At 71.2% G+C, this 22,377-nt stretch carries 19 protein-coding genes and 3 pseudogenes; 11 read left to right on the top strand and 11 right to left on the bottom strand.

The window, feature by feature from the left end:
• The first annotated feature begins 6 nt into the window (after nucleotides 1-6).
• From ACWDSL_RS00110 to ACWDSL_RS00090, 5 genes are read left to right on the top strand one after another with little or no spacing between them, the layout of a single operon-like run.
• A complete protein-coding gene (locus tag ACWDSL_RS00110; protein ID WP_450480044.1) occupies nucleotides 7-207 on the top strand; it encodes a hypothetical protein in 201 nt (66 codons plus the stop codon).
• 3 nt (nucleotides 208-210) lie between these two features.
• Nucleotides 211-753 (top strand): MauE/DoxX family redox-associated membrane protein, encoded by a 543-nt coding sequence (locus tag ACWDSL_RS00105; RefSeq protein ID WP_450480042.1) that lies wholly within the window; start codon nucleotides 211-213, stop codon nucleotides 751-753.
• The gene (locus tag ACWDSL_RS00100; RefSeq protein WP_450480040.1) at nucleotides 750-1,259 is read left to right on the top strand and encodes a hypothetical protein; all 510 of its coding nucleotides are present in this window, start codon (nucleotides 750-752) and stop codon (nucleotides 1,257-1,259) included. The genes ACWDSL_RS00105 and ACWDSL_RS00100 overlap by 4 nt, the downstream gene beginning before the upstream one ends.
• Complete coding sequence (locus ACWDSL_RS00095; RefSeq protein ID WP_450480038.1) at nucleotides 1,256-3,100, top strand: ABC transporter ATP-binding protein; 1,845 nt, start codon at nucleotides 1,256-1,258, stop codon at nucleotides 3,098-3,100. Before ACWDSL_RS00100 ends, ACWDSL_RS00095 begins: the two co-directional genes overlap by 4 nt.
• Nucleotides 3,101-3,138: 38 nt before the next feature.
• Nucleotides 3,139-3,582, top strand: coding sequence for a spore-associated protein A (locus ACWDSL_RS00090; RefSeq protein ID WP_450480037.1), 444 nt, complete (start codon nucleotides 3,139-3,141; stop codon nucleotides 3,580-3,582).
• A 96-nt stretch (nucleotides 3,583-3,678) separates the two neighbouring features.
• On the opposite strand, the gene ACWDSL_RS00085 is transcribed toward ACWDSL_RS00090, so the two are convergent.
• Entirely contained in the window at nucleotides 3,679-4,251 is a 573-nt protein-coding gene (locus ACWDSL_RS00085) for a rhodanese-like domain-containing protein (RefSeq protein WP_450480035.1), read from the bottom strand.
• 83 nt (nucleotides 4,252-4,334) lie between these two features.
• Between ACWDSL_RS00085 and ACWDSL_RS00080 the strand changes: the two genes are divergently transcribed.
• Nucleotides 4,335-4,622 (top strand): metal-sensitive transcriptional regulator, encoded by a 288-nt coding sequence (locus tag ACWDSL_RS00080; protein WP_014174404.1) that lies wholly within the window; start codon nucleotides 4,335-4,337, stop codon nucleotides 4,620-4,622.
• 18 nt (nucleotides 4,623-4,640) lie between these two features.
• Here ACWDSL_RS00080 and ACWDSL_RS00075 read toward each other — a convergent pair whose 3' ends face one another.
• The 3 genes and pseudogenes from ACWDSL_RS00075 to ACWDSL_RS00065 all read right to left on the bottom strand — a co-directional run.
• Nucleotides 4,641-5,387 (bottom strand): sulfite exporter TauE/SafE family protein, encoded by a 747-nt coding sequence (locus ACWDSL_RS00075; protein WP_450480032.1) that lies wholly within the window; start codon nucleotides 5,385-5,387, stop codon nucleotides 4,641-4,643.
• Nucleotides 5,384-5,653: pseudogene (locus ACWDSL_RS00070) on the bottom strand (rhodanese-like domain-containing protein); the annotation flags it as partial. The pseudogene ACWDSL_RS00070 and the gene ACWDSL_RS00075, both read right to left, overlap by 4 nt.
• Nucleotides 5,654-5,776: 123 nt before the next feature.
• Nucleotides 5,777-7,132 (bottom strand): annotated as a pseudogene (locus ACWDSL_RS00065) (MBL fold metallo-hydrolase); the annotation flags it as partial.
• A gap of 225 nt (nucleotides 7,133-7,357) precedes the next feature.
• On the opposite strand from ACWDSL_RS00065, the gene ACWDSL_RS00060 reads away from it, so the two are divergent.
• Nucleotides 7,358-9,085: a right-handed parallel beta-helix repeat-containing protein gene (locus tag ACWDSL_RS00060; RefSeq protein ID WP_450480030.1), complete on the top strand. Its 1,728-nt coding sequence runs from the start codon at nucleotides 7,358-7,360 to the stop codon at nucleotides 9,083-9,085.
• 94 nt (nucleotides 9,086-9,179) lie between these two features.
• Nucleotides 9,180-10,385 (top strand): helix-turn-helix domain-containing protein, encoded by a 1,206-nt coding sequence (locus ACWDSL_RS00055; protein WP_450480029.1) that lies wholly within the window; start codon nucleotides 9,180-9,182, stop codon nucleotides 10,383-10,385.
• A gap of 38 nt (nucleotides 10,386-10,423) precedes the next feature.
• On the opposite strand, the gene ACWDSL_RS00050 is transcribed toward ACWDSL_RS00055, so the two are convergent.
• The 5 genes from ACWDSL_RS00050 to ACWDSL_RS00030 are packed head-to-tail and all read right to left on the bottom strand — an operon-like array spanning nucleotide 10,424 to nucleotide 17,927.
• A complete protein-coding gene (locus ACWDSL_RS00050) occupies nucleotides 10,424-13,132 on the bottom strand; it encodes a carbohydrate-binding protein (protein WP_450480027.1) in 2,709 nt (902 codons plus the stop codon).
• Nucleotides 13,129-14,877: a DUF2264 domain-containing protein gene (locus ACWDSL_RS00045; protein WP_450480025.1), complete on the bottom strand. Its 1,749-nt coding sequence runs from the start codon at nucleotides 14,875-14,877 to the stop codon at nucleotides 13,129-13,131. Before ACWDSL_RS00045 ends, ACWDSL_RS00050 begins: the two co-directional genes overlap by 4 nt.
• Entirely contained in the window at nucleotides 14,874-15,740 is an 867-nt protein-coding gene (locus ACWDSL_RS00040) for a carbohydrate ABC transporter permease (RefSeq protein WP_450480023.1), read from the bottom strand. The genes ACWDSL_RS00045 and ACWDSL_RS00040 overlap by 4 nt, the downstream gene beginning before the upstream one ends.
• Nucleotides 15,741-15,753: 13 nt before the next feature.
• Entirely contained in the window at nucleotides 15,754-16,620 is an 867-nt protein-coding gene (locus tag ACWDSL_RS00035) for a carbohydrate ABC transporter permease (RefSeq protein ID WP_450480021.1), read from the bottom strand.
• A complete protein-coding gene (locus tag ACWDSL_RS00030; RefSeq protein WP_450480019.1) occupies nucleotides 16,617-17,927 on the bottom strand; it encodes an extracellular solute-binding protein in 1,311 nt (436 codons plus the stop codon). Before ACWDSL_RS00030 ends, ACWDSL_RS00035 begins: the two co-directional genes overlap by 4 nt.
• A gap of 109 nt (nucleotides 17,928-18,036) precedes the next feature.
• Here ACWDSL_RS00030 and ACWDSL_RS00025 point away from each other — a divergent pair, with 109 nt between their 5' ends.
• A complete protein-coding gene (locus ACWDSL_RS00025; RefSeq protein WP_450480280.1) occupies nucleotides 18,037-19,065 on the top strand; it encodes a LacI family DNA-binding transcriptional regulator in 1,029 nt (342 codons plus the stop codon).
• Here ACWDSL_RS00025 and ACWDSL_RS00020 read toward each other — a convergent pair.
• Together ACWDSL_RS00020 and ACWDSL_RS00015 are read right to left on the bottom strand one after the other, a co-directional pair.
• The gene (locus ACWDSL_RS00020) at nucleotides 19,044-19,538 is read right to left on the bottom strand and encodes a hypothetical protein (RefSeq protein ID WP_450480017.1); all 495 of its coding nucleotides are present in this window, start codon (nucleotides 19,536-19,538) and stop codon (nucleotides 19,044-19,046) included. The genes ACWDSL_RS00025 and ACWDSL_RS00020 overlap by 22 nt on opposite strands.
• Before the next feature lie 53 nt (nucleotides 19,539-19,591).
• Nucleotides 19,592-20,800, bottom strand: a complete 1,209-nt coding sequence (locus ACWDSL_RS00015) for an ROK family protein (RefSeq protein WP_450480015.1) — start codon at nucleotides 20,798-20,800, stop codon at nucleotides 19,592-19,594.
• Between the two features lie 150 nt (nucleotides 20,801-20,950).
• Between ACWDSL_RS00015 and ACWDSL_RS00010 the strand changes: the two genes are divergently transcribed.
• Both ACWDSL_RS00010 and ACWDSL_RS00005 read left to right on the top strand, forming a co-directional pair.
• Entirely contained in the window at nucleotides 20,951-21,964 is a 1,014-nt protein-coding gene (locus ACWDSL_RS00010; RefSeq protein WP_450480013.1) for a sugar ABC transporter substrate-binding protein, read from the top strand.
• Nucleotides 21,965-22,047: 83 nt separating this feature from the next.
• A pseudogene (locus ACWDSL_RS00005) lies at nucleotides 22,048-22,377 on the top strand (ABC transporter permease); the annotation flags it as partial.

Here is a 22,377-nt window from a genome sequence, read left to right as displayed (position 1 = left end):
ACATTCATGTTCGCTTTGATGGACAAGGTGCTGGAGCGCCTGGTGCCGAAGGCCACGGCGAGCGCCGATGTCTCGTACTACAAGAAGTGCGGCTCCTGCGGGTGGGTCGACGCCTTCGGGAACTACGCACAGCTCAAGCGGCTGTGTCACGTCGTGGGCGGGACCTCCAGCTGCGGGCCGTGCGAGTACTGGGACATCCCCTGCTGATTGATGTCCTATCTGTTTCTCGGGTGCCGCGCGCTGCTCTTCGCGGTCTTCCTCGTCGCCCTGACGGGCAAGGTCCGCGACCGCGCGGCATTCGCCGAATTCACGTCCTCGATCGTCGCCTTGCGGCTGCTGTCCCGGAGAACATCCGCGGGGGCCGCGGGGGCGATCGTGGCCGGTGAAGTCGCGGCGACGGCACTACTCGCGGTCACCGGCACCGCGCTCGTCGGTCTCGTGGTGGCGATCGGTCTGCTCGTGGCCTTCACCACGGGCATCGTCATGGCGCTGCGCGGCGGCCGGCCGGCCCCGTGCCGCTGCTTCGGCGCCTCGGCCACTCCGATGGGCCCGATCCACGTCGTGCGCAATCTGACCCTCGCCGTCATCGGCGGCGTCGGCCTGACCGCGGGGTTCACGGATGCGGCCTGGCCGCCGCAGCCGGCCGGAATCGCCCTCACCCTCGCCATGGCGCTGATCGGCGCGCTCCTCGTGGTCCGCCTCGACGACCTGGCCTTTTTGTTCACCGACCCGAAGCGAGACTTGCCTTCATGATCTTCCTTGTCGCCGCAGTGGTGCTGATCGGCCTGCTCTGCCTGTTCGACCTGCTGCTCACCTTCGCCGTGCTGCGCAGGCTCCGCGAACACACCGCCGAGTTGGGCAGGCTCGGCGCGCAGCCCACGTTCACGGCATACGACCCGCAGGTCCTCGTGGGCATCAAGGCCCCGGATCTCGCAGCGGAGTCCGGCACCCGGCTCGTGGCGTTCTTCGACGCGGACTGCGAGGCGTGCCACGAACACGCCCCGGAGTTCGCGGGCACGGTCGCCCGCGCCTTCGACAACGTCCTGGCCGTCGTCTCCGGTAAGGGCCGGGAGGCGGAGGAGCTCCTGGCCGTGGTGGGCCCCGACATCCCCGTCGTGCGGGAGGCGGCGGCGCGGGCGCTGGTCCAGAGCGTCGGTCTCAAGGCGTTCCCGACCTTCCTCCTCGTCCAGGCCGACGGAACGATCACTCAGGCGGTCAACGAGCCGGGTGAGCTGACCCAGCCGGTGCCAACCGCGTGAAACGCCTGCGGGAGTCCATGCGGCCGGTGGGCATCGCCCTGGGGCTGTGCTGGCGTGCGGGGCGGGCACGTTTCCTGGCCTACCTCGCGGCCACCGTGATCGGCGGGCTGCTGCCCACCGGCACGGCGTGGATCACCAAATTCGTGGTGGACGACCTCACCTCCCGACATACGGCGGGCGCCCTGCGCTGGTCGGCGGCGCTCGCCGGGGTGGGGCTGGCCACCGGGCTGCTGCCGTATCTGACCCGCTTCCTGCGGAGCGAGCTGGACCGCAAGCTCGACCGGCTCATGCAGGATCGGCTGTACACCGCGCTCAACGGGCTTCAGGGGCTGGCGCGGTTCGAGGACCCGAAGTTCCGCAACGACCTCACCATGGCGTCGCAGGCGTCCGGCGGCGCGATGGGGTCCGCCACCGCCGGCCTGTTCGACATCGGACGCAGCATGATCACCGTGGTCAGCCTGCTGGCGACGCTGGCCGCCCTGAGCCCGGTCATGGCGGCCCTGGTGGCAGCCGCCGCGGTGCCCGCCCTCCTGGGCCATCTGGCCCTGTCGCGCGGACGCGTCTCCATGCTCGCCACGATCTCCCCGGCCACCCGGCGGCAGCTCTTCTACTCGTCGCTGATCACCGATCTCAACGCGGTGAAGGAGACCCGTCTGTTCGGCCTCGGCGACTTCCTCAAGGGGCGCATGCTGGACGAGCTTGCCACCATGCACCAGGGCGAACGACGCGTCGACCGGCAGGAGTTCCGCACCCACGGCCTGCTCGCCCTGCTGTCCTCCGCGGTGTCCGGGGGAGGGCTGGTGTGGGCCGTCTTCGCGGCCACCGACGGCACTCTGAGCGTCGGCGCCGTCATGGCCTTCGTCGCCGCCGTGGCCGGTGCGCAGGGGGCGCTGATCGGTCTGGCGACCGGCCTCGCCGCCGCCCACCAGGCACTGCTCCTGTTCGGCTACCACCAGAAGATCACCTCCACCCCCGAGGACCTTCCGGCCGCCACCGCGCCGGCGCTCTCCCCCCTCCGCGCGGGGATCGAGCTGCGGGACGTGTGGTTCCGCTACGACGAAGGCCACCCCTGGGTGTTGCGCGGCGTCAGTTTCACGCTGCCGCACGGGTCGTCGGTCGCGCTCGTCGGGCTCAACGGGGCGGGCAAGAGCACCCTCATCAAGCTGCTCTGCCGGTTCTACGACCCCACCCGCGGCGCCATCCTCTGGGACGGTGTCGACATCAGGACGATTCCCCCGGCGGAGCTGCGCCGCAGGATGGGCGTCCTGTCCCAGGACTTCATGTGCTACGACCTCACGGCGGCCGAGAACATCGGGGTCGGAGACCTGTCCCTGCTGAACGACCTCCCGCGCGTCAGGGCCGCCGCCCGGCTGGCCGACATCGACACCAAGCTGGGGCAACTCCCGCAGGGCTACGACACGCTGCTCAGCCGGATCTTCTTCGAGAGCGCCGACCAGGACGACCCGCGGACTGGAGTCGTGCTGTCCGGCGGCCAGTGGCAGCGCGTCGCGCTGGCCCGCACCCTCCTGCGCGAGGACAGCGACCTGCTCATCCTCGACGAGCCCAGCGCCGGGCTCGACGCCGACGCGGAGCACGAGATCCACCGCCGCCTGCGCCACCACCGGTCGGGACGCACCAGCCTGCTGGTCTCCCACCGCCTCGGGGCGGTCAGGGAGTCGGACACCATCCTCGTCCTGGAAGACGGCCGCATCGTCGAACAGGGCACTCACGGGGAGCTCATGGCCGCCGCGGGGGAGTACGCCCGCCTGTTCGCACTCCAGGCCGAGGGCTACCGAGCCCCGGAGGACTACAACCATCCAGCCCCCTCACATGTCTCCTAGATGACGCAAACAGCGTCCAGGGGTAATAAGGGGGATACATGAAGCTTTCTCGCTATATGGCCGCCACTGCGGTCCTGGCCTCCGCCGTCGCGGGCACCGCGGCCCTGGCCCCGCAGGCCACGGCCGCCACCAGGGCCGCGTACAACGGGGTCTGCGGCAGCGGCTACAAGGTGGTGAACTCGGCGCCGATCGGCCAGAAGGGCACCGTCTACCTGACGTACAACTCCGCGAAGGGCAAGAACTGCGTGGTCACCGTGCGGAACGCCACGGGTGCCCCACTCCCGATGTTCGCCTACCTCTATGCGAACGACGGCGAGTACCAGGAGGACGTCGGCGACTACACGTCCTACGCGGGCCCGGTGTACGTCTCCGCGCGCGGCAAGTGCGTGGACTGGGCCGGCGGCATCGACAACCAGGCGACCTGGACGTACGGGAGCAACTGCGGATCGCTGAAAGAGCACCGGGTGACCAAGAGCTGGTGACCGGTGGCCGGTTACGGGCCGGCTCTGAACCACCGCCCCCCGCGTCCCGCCGAGCGGCCCGATGCCGCTTCGGCGGGCGCGGGGGTGTTCCCGCGCTCAGCGTCCCCGCAGGGCGGCCAGTGTGGCGTCGAGGTCGGCGGGGCGGGGCCGGTTATGGGGGAGTCTGGCGAGAAGCGCGGCCATGCCACAGGTGTTGGTGAGCGCCGAGAACACCAGCCCTCCCGCGACACCCGCCGAAACCAGCTGCCAGGCCGGGTGCAGCAGACCGAGGCCCAGACCGGTCAGCACGACGGCCCCGGCGGTGAAGCGGACCTGGCGCTCCATGCTCCAGGTGGCGCGGGAGGCGGTCTCGGGGCGGTGCAGCTCATGGCCGCGGTCCGCCCAGGCGCTGGTCCCTCCGGTCAGGGTCGCGGCGGCCACCCCCTGCTCGGCGAGCGTCCGGCACGCCTGCGCGGAGCGTGTGCCGGACGCGCAGACCAGGAGTATGCCGCCCCTCCCGGCGGCCTCCTCGATCGCGGGCAGGGCGCGGCCGAGTTGGTCCAGGGGGATGTTGTGGGCGCCGGGCAGATGTCCCGTGGCGTACTCGCCCGGTGTGCGGACATCGATGACCGTCAGGTCGTGCAGACTGGCACGGGCCTGGTCGGCGGTGCAGGTGTCGGGAGCGTTCATGGTGGTGCACATCCTGAGGGTTGTCGACGGTGCCCCATGCGGGGGGTAAATTACCCCTAGGGGTATTGTGTGGAGGTGTTCTCGTGGAACTGGATCTCGCCGGCGCGGAGCTGAAGGCCGTACTGAACCGGCTGCGGCGTGCTCAGGGGCAGATCTCCGGTGTGATCCGGATGATCGAGGAGGGGCGGGACTGCGAGGACGTTGTCACTCAGCTCGCCGCCGCGTCGCGCGCCTTGGACCGGGCGGGCTTCGCCATCATCGCCACCGGTCTGCAGCAGTGTCTGACCGACGTCGAGGCGCGGGGAAACGCGGACGAGGACCGGGATCAGATGCGCGCCAGGCTGGAGAAGCTGTTTCTCTCCCTCGCATGACGCTGATCGACGTGACGCTCATACGATCACGTCGATCAGCATGAGCGCCGCCACGGCCAGCAGCACCGAGGCGAAGGCCCGCCGGAGCGCATCGCCGGAGACCTTGGCCGCGAGGCGTTTCCCGTCCCAGGCGCCGAGGATCGCGGTCCCGGCGAAGGGCGCGAGGACCGCCCAGTCGATGCCGTGGGCGCTTCCGCCGCGGGCGAACAGCGCGGCCAGCGAGTTGGCGGTGATGACCAGCAGGCTGGTGCCGACCGCGGCCCGCATCCGCAGGCCGAGCGCGCCCACCAGGGCCGGTACGGCGAGAAAGCCGCCGCCCACGCCCAGGACGCCCGTCACGGCGCCGAGCCCGGCCCCGGCCCCGGCGGCCCGGCCCGGTCGCACCGGTCGGCTGCCCTCCTCTTGGGGCGCGTGCCGGAACATGCGCAGCGCGGCGACGGCCGCGACGAGGGCGAACGCCCCGGTCAGCAGGGAGGGCGGCAGCCGGCCGGCGGCCAGTCCGCCCAGGGCCGCGGGCAGCAGGCCCGCGGCCGCGAAGAGCGCCCCCGTACGCCAGCGGACGTTGCCGTCGCGCGCGTGTGCGTACAGCGCGGTGGCGGAGGTGGCGGTGACGATGATCAGGCTCGCGGTGGTGGCCGCGGCGGGGGTGAAGCCGAGCAGATAGATCAGAGCGGGGACTGCCAGCACGCTGCCGCCACCCCCGAGGGCACCCAGCGCGAGGCCGATGACGGCCCCGGCGGGCAGGGCGAGAAGCGCGGTGCTCACGCTGTCCGGCCGCCGTCGCCCGCGCCGCCCGCCACCGCGTTGTTGTTGTCGCCCGGGCCGGCCACCACCGGCAGGCCCGCCTCGGCCCACGCCCCCATCCCACCGGTGACGTCCACCGCGTCGATGCGGCGCCCGACGAGCAGTTCGACCGCCTGCCGGGAGCGGTTGCCGGTACGGCAGATCACCACGAGCGGGCGGCCCTGGAGGCCCTGGGGCAGTGGCGCCCCGGCCGTCAGCGCGGACAGCGGCGCGTGCACCGCGCCGAGCGCGTGTCCGGCGGCCCACTCCTCCGGCTCGCGCACATCCAGCAGCACCGCGCCGCCGTCCACCGCGGTGCGGGTCCGGGCCTGCTCGGCGGTGATCCGCTCAGGGGCACCGCCGGGGACACTTGAGACGACCGGCAGACCCGCCTCGCGCGCGGCGTCGAAACCGTCGTCCACGGCGACGACGGACCGGCCGGCGGCGTCCAGCAGCGAGGCGGCGATGGCGGCCCGCATCCCCCCGGCACAGTGCACCCACACGGTGCCCGCCGGGATCTCCGCGAGCCGGTCCCGCAGCTGGTGTACGGGGATGTGCAGCGAACCCGCGATGTGCTCCCGGGTGCGCTCGGACTCCCGGCGGACATCGACGACGACCGTCCCCCGGTCCGCGGCCCGGGCGGCGAGCCCGGCGAAGGTGGCGCGCGGGAAGGAGCGTGGCCGCTCCCTGTCCCGCAGCCATGCCGCGAGTGGGCCGGTGGCGGCGGCAGCGGGCCGGTCGATGCCGACGCGGACGAGTTCGCGCTGGGCGGCGGCCAGTTGCTCGGGCGACTCGGCGAGCAGGGTGACCGGCTTGCCCCAGGGGAGCAACCAGGCCAGATAGGTGGCGAGTTGACCGTCGGCCGCGAAGTTGAAGGTGCCGCCGACATGGCCCTCGGCGAAGGCGACGCGGTTGCGGAGGTCGACGACCCATTCGCCGGCCGCCAGGCGCGCGGCTATCTCGTCGGCGTCCGCGCGTGCGGGCGGGGTCAGATCGACGGGCGCCGGTCCGCCGGCGTTGGCCGGGCCCATGTGCGCGTAGTACGCGGGTATGTCGTCGAGGCCGGACAGCAGTCGGGCGACAAAGGTGTCGGCGTCCTCGGTGACCGCCTCGTTGGCGGCGCGTTGCTCGCCGATCGTCGTCGCGTCGCCCGCGGCCGGCCCGGAGGAGCAGAAGCTCCCGAAGCCATGGGTGGGCAGTACGGCGGTCTCGTCCGGCAGCTCGGCGGTGAGCCTGTGGACGGACGCGTGCTGGGCTCGGGCCAGCCGCTCGGTCAGCCGCGGTTCGACCAGATCCGGGCGCCCGACCGTACCGATGAGCAGCGACCCCCCGGTGAAGACGGCCACCGCCCGCCCGGCCTCCTCCAGCACGTACGCGGTGTGGTGCGGGGTGTGGCCGGGCGTGGCCAGTGCGCGCAGCGCCAGCCCGTCGCCGATGCCTATGGTGTCCCCGTCGCCGACCGGCACCCGCTCATAGGCCACCCGGGCCCCGGCGGGGACCAGGTAGGCGGCGCCGGTGAGCCGCGCGAGCTCCAGGCCGCCGGTCACGTAGTCGTTGTGCACATGCGTCTCGACCACATGGGAGATGCGCACTCCCCGTCGAGCGGCCATGGCGATGATCCGGTCGATGTCACGTGGCGGGTCGACCACCACGGCCGCTTCGCGGCCGCCGGCCAGATAGCCGCGGTTTCCCAGCCCTGGCACGTCCACGGTGTCGATGAAGAACACGAGCATGCTCCCTTCGTCTCTTATTTACCCCCGGGGGTATATGGCCGACCCTAGCAGAATTACCCCCGGGGGTATCTGGGAGAGATGTGGGAGCTCAGAAAGCGCTGTCTCTTCCCTGGGTGATGAGATCCAAGAAGGCATGCGTGATGCCTTGACAGAGGCGGCTGAGAGCGCTTTCTATGACTCGGCCGCAGCGCGGCAACCATCCCGAGGAAGGGGTCGACGATGGCACCTACGCACTCAGCCAGACGCGCCAGACGCGCCGGACGCGGCCGGCTGTTCGGCCCGCTCGTCGCGGTCGCCCTGGGCGCGCTCCCGCTGCTCGGGCCGCCCGCCACCGCCCGGGCCGACGACCAGCCGGGCGGCACCACGTACTACGTGGACTCGCGCGCGGGGAACGACAGCGCTTCGGGCACCAGCGCTGCCACGCCCTGGCGGAGCCTCGACCAGGTCAACCGGACGACGTTCCGGGCCGGCGACCGGATCCTGCTCAAGGCCGGTGGCTCATGGCAGGGGCAGCTGTGGCCCAAGGGGTCGGGCGAGGAGCACCGGCCGATCGTGATCGGCGACTACGGCAAGGGGCCGAAGCCGAGGATCGCGGGGGAGGGGCGCGTCGATGACGCGGTCCGCCTGTTCAACCAGGAGTACTGGGAGATCCGCGACCTCGACGTCAGCAACGCCGTCCCCGCCACCGGCACACCCGGCGAGAACCTGCGCGATCTGCGCGGCATCCATGTGTCGGGGGACGACTCGCGGCGGCTCGACCACTTCGTCGTCGAGCGGGTCGACGTCCACGACGTCACGGGTGAGGTGAACTGGATCAGCGGCAGCGTCTCGGACAACGCCCCGGGAATCCACTTCAAGACGGGCTGGGACGGCTCGAAGAAGACCGGCGGCATCGTCTTCGACACCACCGTGCCCGACATCACCGCGCCGCCCGCCACCCCGACCGTCCTGGGCGACATCCAGGTGCGGCACTCCACGGTGCGGAACACCTCGTTCGCCGGGATCGTGGTGAAGCAGTACACGGGTGACGGGAAGGACGCGAACGGCAACACCATCGCCACCCCGACCGGCTGGGGCACCCGCACCTCGGCCGCCGACACCACCTTCACCCCGCACACCAAGGTGACCCTCCGGGACAACTACATCACCCAGGCCGGCACGGCCTATGGATGCAACGGGATCTATCTGACCAATGTGCGGGGCGCCCTGGTCGATCACAACGTGGTCGACGCGACGGGGACCTCGGGCATCGAGACGTACTACTCCGACGATGTGGTGATCCAGCGCAACGAGGTGTACCGGACGCAAGCGAAGGCCGGAGGCGCCGACTCCAACGGCATCGACGCGGACAAGGGCACCACACGGGTCGTCATCCAGTACAACTTCGTGCACGACAACGGAGACGGCTTCCTGCTCTGCCAGTTCGCGTTCGGCGATGTCGTGGTCCGCTACAACATCGTCAGCGGAAACTCCCGGTACCCCATCTATCTGCACTCCGACAAGGCGGCCACCGCGGAGGTCCACAACAACACCGTGTACAACGCGAAGAGCCGCTACGTGGTGTACGGCTACGGGTCCTCCCTCGCCGCCCGGTACGACCTCCACGACAACGCCTTCTACTCGTCGGTCGCCGACGCGTCCCTGACCACCAGCCCGACCATCACCTACGGCCGGAACTTCTACGGCGGCGCCACGCTGCCCGTCCCCGCGACCGACACCGCCGCCCGCACGGGCGACCCGCTGTTCCGCGACCCGGCCGTCTCGGGCCCGTACGGCACGGCCGCCACCGGACCGCAGCTCAGCACGGCCCTGGGCTTCGGCCCGGCCAAGGGGTCACCGCTGATCGACGGCGGCGCGGCCACCCCGGACAACGGCGGCCGTGACTACATCGGCACCCGGCTGTACCAGGGCGCCCCGGACACCGGCGCCGTCGAGTACCGGCAGTGACGACCGTGCCCGGCCGGTGGCGGAACCGCCGGCCGGGCACGCCGCACCGGGTACTGGCGAACACGCCGCACCGGGTGCTGGTAAAGAGGGGAAGGTGACCCATGACCACCCCGCATCCGCCCCGCGCGTGCAGCCCGGCCGAACCCGCGACCAGTGGCGCTCCGTACGAGCGGATCTGAACCGGCGCCGGTCCGAGCTGACCGCCCGCGCCGCCGAAGCCTTCCCCGCCCACCGGCGGGTGGCCGGCACCCCCCTGCTCGCCCGGCCGGGGTGGATCCCCGACCGGCCCGTACCGCTGGAGCGGGTGCGGCTGGTGTGGACCGGCGAGACCCCCGCCACTCCGGTGGACGGGCACAGCCCCGCGCTCGACCCCATCCGGCCGCTGCGCGACGACGGCACACCGTACGCCTCGTACGCCGAGGCCGTCGGTGAGCTGGCGCGCCCCCGCCTGTTCGAAAACCGCGCGTGTTACCGGCTGCTCCAGGTGAGGGGCGATGACGCGGCCACGCTCACCTTCGGCCGCGGACACTACTTCGATGTCATCGACATCTGCGAGGCCGCAGCGCATGAATTCGCCGCGGCGAACCCTGCTGGCGCCGACCAAGCCCCGGACCTCACCCGTACGCCGTTCCGCGCTCTCATCGGCGACCCGACCGATCTGACCGCCCGCCCGGTCATGGCGGGCATCAGCACCCTCGTCCTGCGCCACGACCCGGGCCCCGCCCCGGGGCGCGGCACCGCCGAATTCATCCTCCACTGGCGCGATCCGGCGAAGGTCGCCACCGCGGGCGGGCTCCACCAGGTGACGCCGGTCGGCATGTTCCAGCCGTCCCACGACGCCCCCTGGAACGAGGCCAACGACTTCGGTCTGTGGCGCGCGATCGTCCGGGAGCTCAGCGAGGAACTGCTGGGCACGAGCGAGGACTACGGCAGCGACACCGCGCCCTTCGACTACGACGCATGGCCCTTCGACCGAGCCCTGGACGAGGCCCGCGACTCGGGCGCGGCGAGTGTTCACTGGCTGGGGCTCGGCGTGGACCCGCTCACGTTCGTCATCGACATGCTCACCGTGCTCGTCCTGGACGCCGAGGTCTTCGACGAGCTCTTCCAGGACCTGGCCGCGACGAACGACGAAGGTCATCTGGTCGGCGTCGAGGACGGCACGGGCCGCTCGATGGGGGTGCCCTTCCGGGCCGACCACATCGAACGGCTCACGACGGTGGAACCCATGCAGCCCGCCGGGGCCGCCCTGCTCAGGCTCGCCTGGCTGCACCGGGACGCGTTGCTGGGACGGGCCTGACCCGACCCGCCCCAGCAGACCTCAACTCCCGGCGGGTATCAGCGGCGCAGCGTCAGCCAGTCGAGGGCGGCGACCCGGGGGCCGCCGGTGGCCACGAGATAGACATCATGCGTGCCGGTGACGGTGCGGGGGAGTGCCACCGACCGCTCCTGCCAGGTGTCGGTGGAGCCGGTGTCCGGCACCGGCAGCGTGGCGGCCACCCGGCCGTCCGGGGCGTCGAGCCGCAGTTGCAGCGAGCAGCCCCGGCCGCAGCCGGCGGAGGCCAGCCGTACGGTCAGCTTGTCCGCGCCCGCGCCGAACCGCACCCCGCGGAAGCCGATCCGGTCGCCCGAGCCGAGCACTCCGGTGGCCGCCTCGCCCCGCTCGGCCCCGCGTACGGAAGTGGCCTGCTCGGCCTGGAGGGTGGCCGCGGCGTCCGGGCCGTCCGCGTAGAGCCGGATCTCGTTGACCGCCCAAGGGACCTCGCCGGGGGCTGTCAGCTCGACGCGCAGATAGCGGGCGGTCTGCTGCTCGAACACCGCGTCCTGGGTGAAGGAGCGGCCGCCGACCCGGGCGACGGGCGTGCCCCAGTGGCTGCCGTCGTCGCTGACGGACACGGCGAAGCCGTACGGATGGCCGGTGGCGTCCATACCGGCGTCGATCGACAGCCGGTCGAAGGTCTTGGCCGCGCCGAGGTCGAGCGTGAGCGACTGGCCCGTAGCCTGTGCGGCCGTCCCCTTCCACTGGGTGGTCTGGACGCCGTCCACGGCGGCCGACGCGTCGGTGCCGTCAGAACCAGGGGAAGCAGTCGCCTTCCAGCCGTCGTTGCGGACCCGCGACTGGCAGCCCGGCAGACTGCAGCCGGACGACCAGATCGGCGCGCCGTACTCATACGCCCCCTGGTCGGGGCCCGCGCCCCGGACGCCGGTGGTCACGCCGTCCACGGTCTCGCCCGCGTCGATGGCGGGCGAGCCCTCGCGCGGCCACAGCTCGCCGTTGCGCGCGTCGGTGTAGCCGGGATCGGCGGGCGGCAGCAGGTTGCTGCGCACCACCGGGGCCGGGTCGCCCGGCCCGGTGATGTCCATCGGCGCGAGCGCCACGTCGTTGCTGACGTAGGTGCCCGAGGCGTCGGTCGCGCCGCTCAGCCTGACGGCGGTGGAGACCCCGAGGCCGTAGGTGGAGTGGTGGTCGCGGTTGCCGAGGCTGACGCTGCTGTGGCCGTTGAAGAAGGTGCCGCGGGAGCCGGTGTTGTACGCCACGTTGTGGTGCAGCAGGAAGTTGCCCGATGAGTTGTCGATGTAGTAGCCGACCTGGCCGTCGGCGTCGTGGACGGTGTTGTGGTCGACGCTGGTGCCCTTGGCGTCCAGGTTGCAGCACACATAGAACGGGCTGCCGTCACGCGAGGTGCGCATGGCCTCGGACAGGTCGTTGTAGGCGATGCGGTTGTCGTGGAAGGGCACCCCGTTGAGCTGCCAGGCGGTGTCGATGCTGGCCCGGCCGGTGCGCCGGATCGTGTTGTGGGTGACGGTCTGCCCACTGCCGTTGATCTCGATACCGGGCGTGTAGCTGCCCATCCAGCCGACGTCGTGGACATAGGTGTTGGTCACGGTGTTCCCACTGCCGCGCAGCAGCACGCCGGTGCCCGCGGAGTACCCGATATCGCTGTCGCGCAGGGTGTTCCCGCTGCCGCGGATCTGCACCCCGGAGCCCAGCACCCGGGCGGCGACGATATGCCCCTCGAAGGGCGGGATGGCCAGCTCGTCGTCGCGCGGCATGGGCAGGGTCGAGAACTCGGAGATGTAGCGGGCCCGCAACCCCTCGACGAGCACGCCCGTGCTGGTGTCGCCGGTGCGCAGCGAGGTGCCCCACAGCTCGAGCCCCCGGACGGTGACATACGAGCTGCCGGCCAGGTCCACGCCCCAGCTCTCGTACTTCGCGGTCACGGTGTGGCCCGCGAGGCCGCCCTTGGGCGGGACCAGATACAGCCGCTTGGCGCCCTTGTCGTAGTACCACTCGCCCGGCCGGTCGAGGGTGGACTTGGCGCCGACCAGGTAGTAGTTGCGGTAGTTCTGGTCGCCCATGCACAGCGGGGTGCAGCGGTAGTTGCCGCCCTTGAAGTCGAGCGCGCCGGTGGCGGTGGCGGTCACCGTGCCGGTCTGCTGGCTCCAGGGGTTGGATCCGGCCCACAGATGGACGGTGGCGCCGGTGAAGTCGCCGGCCGGCAGGTCGGGGTCGTCGATGTGCTGATCGGTGGAGGTCCGCTCGGCCACGGCCCAGGACGGATTGAGCGGATCCGGCCCCGAGTTGGGCCAGCGCCCCTCCATGGCCCGCTCGCCGTCGACGAACAGGGCGTTCTCGCTGGGGTCGAGCGGCAGGTCCAGCTCGGTGGCGACCAGCCCGTCGCCCGCGTCCCGCCAGCTCGTCACGGTCCTGGTGCCGTCGACGGTGACGGCGCCGTCCCCGTACGCGGCGATGGTGATCGGCGCGTCCTTGGTGCCCGAGGGCGGGGCGACGCGCTCGCGGTAGCGGCCGCGGTGGATCAGACAGGTGTCGCCGGGCCGGACCAGTTCGGTGCAGCGGCCGATGGTGCGCAGCGGATGCGCCGCGCTGCCGTCCGCCCGGTCGGCGCCCCAGGTGGCGACGTGGTACGTATGGCCCCGGGACGCGCCGGTCGCGGTGTCGGCCGCCGCGGCCCCGGGGAACGATGTCGTGGCCAGGACCGCCGCTGCCGCGGCGACCATGGACACGATCCTGAACGCGGATCTCATGTACTGCCTCCCATGGTGGGGTGTGCGGGTGGACGCCTCCAGGCGGCCTCGCCCTCCGGTCCCGCGGCGGTGCCGAGGACGACACACCGCAGCCAGTGCTCACCGGGCGTCAGTTGTCCGATGAGCGTGGGCAGGGCGGTGCGCCGGGCGAGCACATTGGTGCCGGGCAGAGCGTCGACGACCCGTCCGGTGCGCTGCCCGTCGCTGTCGATCAGACCGGTCAGCCCGGCCGGCCCCCAGGCCCTGGCCCGCCCGGCGCAGGCCTGCCGGGTAAGGCCCGGGTCGCGGTCGATGGCGAAGCCGCCCTCGGCGGTGTGCAGCGCGCGCCCGGTGCGGATGCGATGGGTGCGCAGATGCCAGGGTGCGGCGGCGGTCAGCCAGGTGGTGATCTCGACGTCCGGCCAGGGGTGCCAGGTGCAGCGGATGGTGTCCCCGGCCAGCTGTGTGGCGCCGGGCTCCTCGCGGACGCGGTAGTGGTTGCCGTCGTCGCTCAGGGCGAGCATCGAGTCGTACGCCCCCTGCTCCAGGCCCAGCGGACCCGAGGGCAGGCTGAAGCCGAACCGGGTCGAGTACGCGAACTTGGCGTACTTCTCCGCGCCGTGCCGCACCCATGCGTGGTGCTGCCGGCCGGCCAGCAGTGTGACCTCGCCGTCCGCGCGCATCAGCACCGCGCCCGCGTGCGGCTGGGCGCTGACGGGGGCGAGGGCCGGGGCGGGCAGCTCCGACGCGGTCCAGAACGGATGGTTCGCGGGGAGCGCGAGGGGCAGTAAGGACTTCATCGCCCAGTACGGGGAGCCGGGGGCGTTGTACTGCTCGGCGAGCGCGGGCTGCGGATAGCCGTAGCCGATGGACAGCAGCCCCTCGCCCACGGCCTCCGGGCGCCGCTGCCACCAGCGCAGATGGCGCAGCAGATGCCCCTTGACCACGCCCCACGGCAGCGCCTCGACACCGGCGTACGGCAGCGCGGCCCAGAACGCGGCCTGCGCGAAGCGGTAGGTGAGGCTGCGGCCGTACGGGACGGCGGCCCCGTCGTCCGCGAACCAGTGCTGGAAGTCCCCCGCGAACAGCGAGGCGCGCATCCGGAAGCGCACCGCGCGCTCGGGGTCGCGCTCACCGGCGAGCGCCGCGTACAGCAGCCCGTAGAAGTGCATCGCCCACGGCACGTAGTAGTCGCGGCGCTCGGTGGGCCCGTCCGCGTACCAGCCGTCGCCGAGCGCGAAGGACTCCAGCCGGTCCAGCCTGGCCCGGATCGGGGCGGGGTCGTAGGACACGCCGACCCGGTCGAGGCCGAGGCCGATCAGGATGGGGAAGAACAGCCAGTTGTTCTCCGTGGTGGGGCGGTCGAGGGCGGAGCGCAGCCAGCGCGCGACCCGGTCCCGCTCGGGCCCCTTGAGCGGGTCCCACAGCCGGTCGGGGGCGAGCGCCAGGGCGAAGCCGATCGCGGCCATCTCGACGATCCGCTGGTCGTGGGGGCCGGGTTCGCCCCAGTACTCGGGGTGGTCCGGGTCCGTGCCGGTGGCCAGGCCCTGCGCCCAGTGGCCCCAGTGCTCGAAGGCCCCGCCGCCCGCGGCGAGCGGCGCGAGCCCCCACAGGGGCCGGGCGAAGGACTCCAGTTCGGCGGCCGTGTCATCGTGGATGGCGGTGTTGACGCCGAGCCTGAGCCTGGCCCGGCCCTCGCTGAAGTGCGGCAGCAGCGGCTCGGTGAGACGGCGTGCGAACCCCTGCAACGCGTTGCGGTCGGTCATCCCTTCTCGGCTCCCGCCATGAGTCCTGAGCGCAGAAAGCGCTGGGCGAATACGAATGCGACCAGGGTGGGCGCGGCGGCGACCAGTCCGGCCAGGGCCGCTTCCGGCTGATGGATGTCCAGGTCGCTGAAGCCGCTGCCCGCGTTGACCGCGCCGGTCGACTGCAGCAGCGACATCAGCCCGAGCTGCAGGGTGAAGGTCCGGTCGTCGGCGAGCATCACGAACGGCAGGAAGAAGTCCGTCCAGGAGCGGACGAAGGAGAAGAAGGCGATCAGCCCGATCGCGGGCTTGGCGAGCGGCACCGCGACCGACCAGAACAGCCGCAGCTCCCCGGCCCCGTCCACCCGCCCCGCGTCCAGCAGGGTGTTGGGAAGGTTGGCGGCGAAGTGCAGATAGGCGAGATAGACCCCGAAGGGATAGAAGGACAGCGGCAGGATCACCGAGGCCGGAGTGCCGACCAGGCCGAAGGCGTCCATCTCCAGATACAGGGGGAGCACCAGCGCGGCCGGCGGCAGGATCATGCAGACGATCGAGAGCGTCAGCAGCGTGCGCCGCCCGCCGAACTCGTGCTTGGCCAGGACATATCCGGCCGGTACGCACAGCGCGAGCGACAGCGCGACGCTCGCCGCCGCGTACAGGACCGAATTGCCGATCCAGATCGTGAGCTCACCGTCGTTGTACTTCAGCAGATGGCTCCACGCGGCGCCCACATTGCCCAGCGAGCCGAAGCCGAGCGGCGAACCGGTGGTCAGGTCGTCGGCGGTGCGGGTGGGGGCGAGGGCCAGCCACAGCAGCGGCAGCCCGAAGAAGACGGCCGCGCCGAGCAGGAAGAGCGCCCGCGCGGTACGGGATATGGCGTTCATCCGGCTGTCCCCCTCATCTGTCGTCCGTCGCGTACATCCGGGTGCGCCTGATCACGATCCAGGCGGCGACCAGACCGACCGCGAGCATGGCCAGGGAGAGCGCGGCGGCCTTGCCGAAGTCGCCTTCCTGGGTCGCGTAGGCGTACGCGAGCTGGTTGACCGACCAGGTGGGGCTGATCTGGCCGGGCGCCCCGGTGGTCAGCACGGTCGGCTCCACGAACACCTGACTGCCGGAGGCGAAGCTGGAGATGAGCACGAACGCGACATAGGTGCGCACCATCGGCAGCTTGATATGCCAGGTGGTGCGCCAGGTGGACGCCCCGTCGACCTGCGCGGCCTCCAGCACATCCCGGGGCAGCGCGTTGAGCGCCCCGTACAGCACGACGATCCAGCCGCCCGCGTGCACCGCGACGCCCATCACCGTCAGGATGCCGATCAGGGTGGAGCCGGAGAGCGCGTCCGTGACGCTGGTGATGTCGAACAGGTCGAGCAGCGGGCTGAAGGGGCTGGCATCCGGGCTGAACATGAACAGCCACAGCAGGGCCGCCGCCGAGCCGGTGACCGCCCCTGGCAGGTAGTAGACGAACTGCATGGTGGACGAGAAGCGGCCCGGCCGCGCGTGCAGGGTGAGCGCGAGCGAGAGCACCAGCAGGACCAGCACCGGCAGCCACAGCAGCAGATACGTCCCGACGTGCCACGCCGCGTCGGAGAGCCGGTAGTCGTCGAAGACGGCGCTCCAGTTGCGTGCGCCGGAGAACGCGCCGTCGTGCACGAAGGACGTCCACAGGGCGTAGCCGGCCGGCGCCAGCCCGAAGACGGCCAGGAACAGGGCGTACGGGCCGATCAGCGCCCAGGCCGCGAGGGATCGGGAGCGCTTCATCCGGCGGTCTGGTCAACGGAGTAGTTGTTGGTCTCGGCGGCCTGGATGAGCTTCTTCTGCCAGTCGGACAGGGCGTCGGTCAGCGACTTTCCGCTCCCGGTGGCGGCGCCGACGGTCTGGTTGAAGCTGTTCTGCCACTCCGCCTCGTAACGGATGGCGCCGAAGCCGGGGCGCAGACCGGCCGCGGCCTTCGTCAGCACGGGTACCGGATTCGCGGCGTAGTAGGGGTCCTTCGCCTTGGTCTTGCCCCATTCGGCAGCGGCGGCGGTGAAGGCGGGATACGTCGGCTGCTTTGCCTGGAGTGCGGTGTCGGTGGTCATCCAGGTGGCCATGGCGGCCGCGGCCTTGGCGCGGTTGCCCGCGTGTTTCGAGATCAGGAAGGCCCCGCCGCCGACCTGTCCGGCGTACGGCCTGTCCTCGCCGTCCCAGGTGGGCATGGGGGCTGCGGCGATCCTGCCGTCGGGCACCTTGAAGGCTGGCTTGAACATGAAGTCGCCGAACCAGGCGGGTCCGGGCAGCATCAGGATCTTGTCCTGGGAGCCGAGCTTCGCGAACGCCGGATCGGTGGGGACGACGGTGGTCACCGCCTTCTTCTCGGCGAGCGGCTGCAGCATCGCGGCCACCCGGGTGCAGGCGGCCTGCGCGGTGTCGATCCGCACCTTGGTCAGGCTGAGGGTGTCGCGGGTGGGACAGCCGCTGCTGCCGAAGTAGGTGCCCGCCCCGTACTTGCCGTTGACCGCGCCGACGATGGTGCCGGGGTGTTCGGCGGCGGCCTTCAGGCCGAGCTTCTGGTAGTCCTTCCAGGTGGTGGGCGCCCGGTAGTGGTACTTCTCCATCAGCTTCGCGTCGTACCACAGCACCGTCGGCGCGATGTCGTTGCGCAGGCAGTACACCTTGTTGTCGAAGGTGCAGGTGTCGAGGGAGCCCGGCGCGAAGCCGTCCAGGGTCTTCCCCGGCACCAGGCCCTCCAGCGGGGCCGCGTACGCGAACCTGTCGGCGGCCAGGGTCGCGGCCTCGGCCGGGTTGGCGAGGAAGACGAGGTCGGGCCAGCCGCGCTTGGTGCGGTTGGCGAGGGAGATCTTCGTGGGGACATAGCCCGCGTCGGGCGGGATGGTCACGATCCGGATCTTCTGGTCCGGGTGTTCCTTCTCGTACTGCTGCGCCGCGGCGGTACGGGTGTTGTCCACCCACACCAGCAGCTCGTCCTTGTCCCCGCCGCCCGCGCCCGAGCCGCAGCCGCCGAGCAGCAGCGCTCCGCACAGGACCAGTGCCGCGTAGGTGGGAAAGCCGGGACCCCATCGGTTCATCGAAGACCACCTCAATGCCGGGGAGCTGATGTTGCGATAGTTTTCGCAACACCGAGACCGTCCCGAAAGGTAGGAGAAACATCGGATGGGGTCAACGGCTGGGGACGAAATGGCGGGGGCGACTTTGGCCGAGATAGCGAAGGAGGCGGGTGTTTCGGTCTCTACCGTCTCAAAGGTGCTGCATAACAGATCCGATGTCTCCTCGAAGACCAGAGCGAAGGTCCAACGGCTTCTGGAGCGGTACGGCTATCTCGCCCGGCACCGCCCCGCGGCCTCGGCGGTGCTGCGCGGCGGGCTGATCGACTTCGTCATCAACGAACTGGACAGCCCCTGGGCGGTCGAGCTGATCCGCGGCGCGGAGGAGGTTCTGCACGGCGTCGGCATGAGCCTGGTCGTCTCGGCCACCCACGGCCGCACTCGGCTGGCCCGCCAGTGGCTGGACTCCCTGGCCACCCGGCCCACCCTCGGCGCGATCCTGGTCGTACCCGAGTTGACCGCCGCGCAACACGAGGAGCTGCGCCGGCTCCGTATTCCCTTCGCGTTGGTCGCCCCCGTCGATGAGCCCGCGCCCGGTGTACCGTGGGTGGGCGCCACCAACTGGCCCGGCGGGCTGGCCGCCACCCGCCATCTGATCGAGCTCGGCCACCGCCGCATCGCCATCATCAGCGGCCCGCAACGCCGCCTCACCTCACGCGCCCGCGCCGACGGCTACCGCTCGGCGCTGGAGGAGGCCGGGCTGCCCTTCGACCCGGAGCTCGTACGATACGGCGACTTCACCCATGACCTCGCCCACCGGCACGCCCTGGACCTGCTCGCGCTGGACCGGCGGCCAACCGCCATCTTCGCGGGCAGCGACCACCAGGCCCTCGGCACCTTCCGCGCGGCCGCCACCCTCGGTCTGCGCATCCCCGAGGACCTGAGCGTGGTCGGCTTCGACGATCTGCCCTTCGCCGACTGGGTCACCCCGCGGCTGACGACCGTGCGCACCCCGCTCGCCGATATGACCGCGCTCGCCGCCCGGATGGTCCTCCAACTGCTTGCCGGTGAACAGCCCGAGACCACACGGGTCGAGGTCGCCACGGAACTCGTCGTCCGCGAGAGCAGCGGGCCGCCTGCTCAGTTGTCGGACAGTTTGTAGTCGTAGTAGTCGGTCGGACCGGTCAACGCCGCCTGGAAGTACAGCGGTTCGCCATCGGTGTCCAGTGGGACCTCATGACCGGCCACCCGGGTGAAGCCGAGGGAGAGTCCGGGCAGATACGCGTACAAGGTCTCGTCCAGGACCGTCAGGCCCATCGCCGCCAGCCGCCCCAGCAACTCCCGGGCCGGGGTGCGGAAGACGTCGATACCGCGGAAGCGGACGGTGATGTCCTCGGGGCCGGGGCGGGGGATCCACACCTCCGCGGCGCCGAGGGTCTTGCCGTCCTCGAGATGGAAGACGATCTCGAACTGCGGGTGCAGCGCGAGCACCTTCATCGAGCGGAACCGCGCCGCGGAGCCGTCGTTGGAGACCTTGATCCTGCCCAGCTCCGCGGCCGCGGCCTTGAGGTCGTCCGCCGGCATGCCGAGGGGAAAGCCCGTGATGCCGTGCGGCGGGTCCAGCTCGATGTCCATGGCCCGCATCCTAAGAGGCGGGCTTCGCATGCTACGAGGCAGCGCCCCGCATCCTACGAGGCGGTGCCCTCGACGAGTTGCCTGACCCGCTCCGGTGCGTAGATGCCGTCGGTCAGCAGCTGGGACAGACCGAGGATGCCGGCGTGCGGATCCAGTTCGCTGCGCACGATCTGGAGGTTGCGGGTGGCCAGCGGCAGCGAGCGGCCGTACACGACCTCGCGGATACCGGCGAACAACTGCTCGTCGGTGTGCGCGAGTTGACCGCCGATGGCGATGACCCGGGGGTTGAACATATTGACCGCGTCGGCGATGGCGCCCCCCAGAATGCGGGCGGCGCGGCGCGCGAGCCGTACGGCGGTGATGTCGCCGGAGCGGATGAGTCGCACGGCGTCGTCGACGGTGGCCACCTCGTAACCGGCCTCCCTCAGGTCCCGGACCAGGGCCCAGCCGCCGGCGTGGGCCTCCACACAGCCGGTGTTTCCGCAGCGGCACAGCGGGGGCTCGGCGACGTCCTCGACGGTGACCTGGATATGGCCCACGTCCCCGGCCGCGCCGTCGGCCCCCCGGTGGATCCGGCCACTGGCGATGATGCCGGTGCCCACGCCGGTGCCGATCTTGACCATGAGCAGATGCGCGGTGTCGGGATAGCGCAGCCGGTGTTCGCCGTACGCCATGGCGTTGACGTCCTTGTCCACCAGCACCGGGCAGTCGTAGCGCGGGGCGAACCAGCCGGGGATGTCATACCGGTCCCAGCCGGTCATGATCGGCGGGCTGACCACGCGCCCGGTGCCGAAGTCCACCGGGCCGGGCACCCCGAGGCCCACGCCGAGGACGTCCGACTCCTCGTACCGGGTCTCCTTGAGCAGCCGGCCGAACAGCTCGTCGACGAGGGCCAGAACGGCCGACGGCCCGGCGGTCACATCCGAGGGGGCCTCGCGCTCCGCCCGTACCTCCCCGCCCAGGTCGCATACGGCGGTGCGCAGCCCGGTCGCGCCGATGTCGGCCACCAGCAGTACCCCGCGGTGGCGGTTGACGACGAATCGGCTCGCGGGGCGGCCGCGGGTGCGCGCGTCCTCCGGTGCGGGGACGAGGAGTTGGGCGCCGAGGAGGCTGTCGAGACGCTGGTTGACGGTGGTCCGTGAGAGCCCCGTAAGACGCACCACATCCGCCTTGGTCAGGCCCTCGTCGACATCGCGGAACAGGGCGAGAACATCGCCGAGAGCGATCCCGGTCCGGAGAGCCCCTGCGTTGATGGTGTCCACTCGCACACTCTAGCCATGGGTGTGAGTGGACGGAAGATGGCAATCTTGTGACGGAAAAAGTTGAAAGAGGGGTTGCTCGATCTCATAAATGGGAGCTACTTTCAGCCGCATCACCATCGGAAGGGACGCCTGATGCGGAGAAAAGCCACCGTGAGAAGAGGGAGCGTTGTCGCCACCGCTGCCGCCGTCGTGGCCGGGGCCCTGGTCCTGAGCGGCTGCGGATCCGGCGACACGGGCGCGTCGGGCAGCACCAAGGTCGCCGCCGTGATCAAGGGGCTGGACAACCCGTTCTTCCAGAGCATGCGCCAGGGCATCGAGACACAGGCCAAGTCGGAGAAGCTGTCGACGACCGTGCAGGCCGCGAACTCGATCACCGACACCACCGGCCAGGCCGACAAGTTGAACGGGCTGGCCGGCCAGGACTACGGCTGCTTCATCGTCAACCCGATCTCCGGCTCCAACCTGGTCCAGGGGCTGGCCAAGCTCGCCGCGAAGAAGAAGACCATCGTCAACATCGACAACCCAGTCGACACCAAGGCGGCCAAGGCCGCCGGCGCCACCCCGGCCACCTACATCGGCACCGACAACGTGGCGGCCGGCGAGATGGCCGGCAAGCGGATGGCGGAACTGCTGCCCAAGGGCGGCAAGGTCGCCGTCATAGGCGGCATCGCCGGCGATGTCACCAGCGCGGCCCGCGTCGAGGGGTTCAAGAAGGGCGTGAGCGGCAAGCTGGAGGTGGTCCAGACGGTGGCCGCCGACTGGGACCGGCAGACCGCCCTCACCAAGGCCACTGATGTGATGCGCGCCAACAAGGACCTGTCCGGCTTCTTCGTGGCCAACGACGACATGGGCCTCGGCGTCTCCCGCGCCATCGCCAACGCGGGCAAGACCGGCAAGGTCAAGGTCATCAGCGTGGACGGGGTCAAGGACGCGCTGAAGGCCGTCGAGTCCGGCACCCTGGACGCCACCGTGGCCCAGTACCCGTACGCCATCGGCCTGATGGGCGTCGAGGCGTGCCAGGCGGCCGCCAAGGGCAAGAAGCTGCCCGCCGACGTCAAGGCCCCGGTGGAACTCGTGACCAAGGACAACGCGGGCAAGGCCCTGGCCGCCACGCCCAAGCCCTTCGGCACCTACGACGACCCGTTCAAGCAGCTCCTGCGCTAGGGCCGTCCTCAACAGCCCCAACAGCGACGCATCCGGCGGGCGGGTGGCGTACCACGCCACCCGCCATCGCCAGGAGGACACACATGGCAAACGCAACGCTCGCGGCACCCGACCGTGACACTTGGCCCACGCGCCTGCGTGACATCGGTTTCTGGGCCGACTGGGCGGCCCTGGTCGGGCTCATCGTGCTCGTGGTGGTCTTCCAGGCCGCCAACCCGACCTTTCTGAGCACCGGCAACATCCAGTCCATGCTGGAGGCCGCCGCGATCCTGATCATTCTGGGGGTCGGACAGACCTTCGTCATCGCCACCGCGGGCATCGACCTGTCCATCGCCTCCGTCATGACCCTGGGCGCGGTCGGCTTCGGCCAGGCGTACTCGGCCGGCTGGGGGCTCGCGGCCTCCTGCGCCGTC

The sequence above is a fragment of the Streptomyces sp. NPDC000941 genome (genome assembly GCF_053599555.1).
Note: the sequence above shows the minus strand (reverse complement) of the source record. Positions and strands in the feature narration are given on the sequence as shown.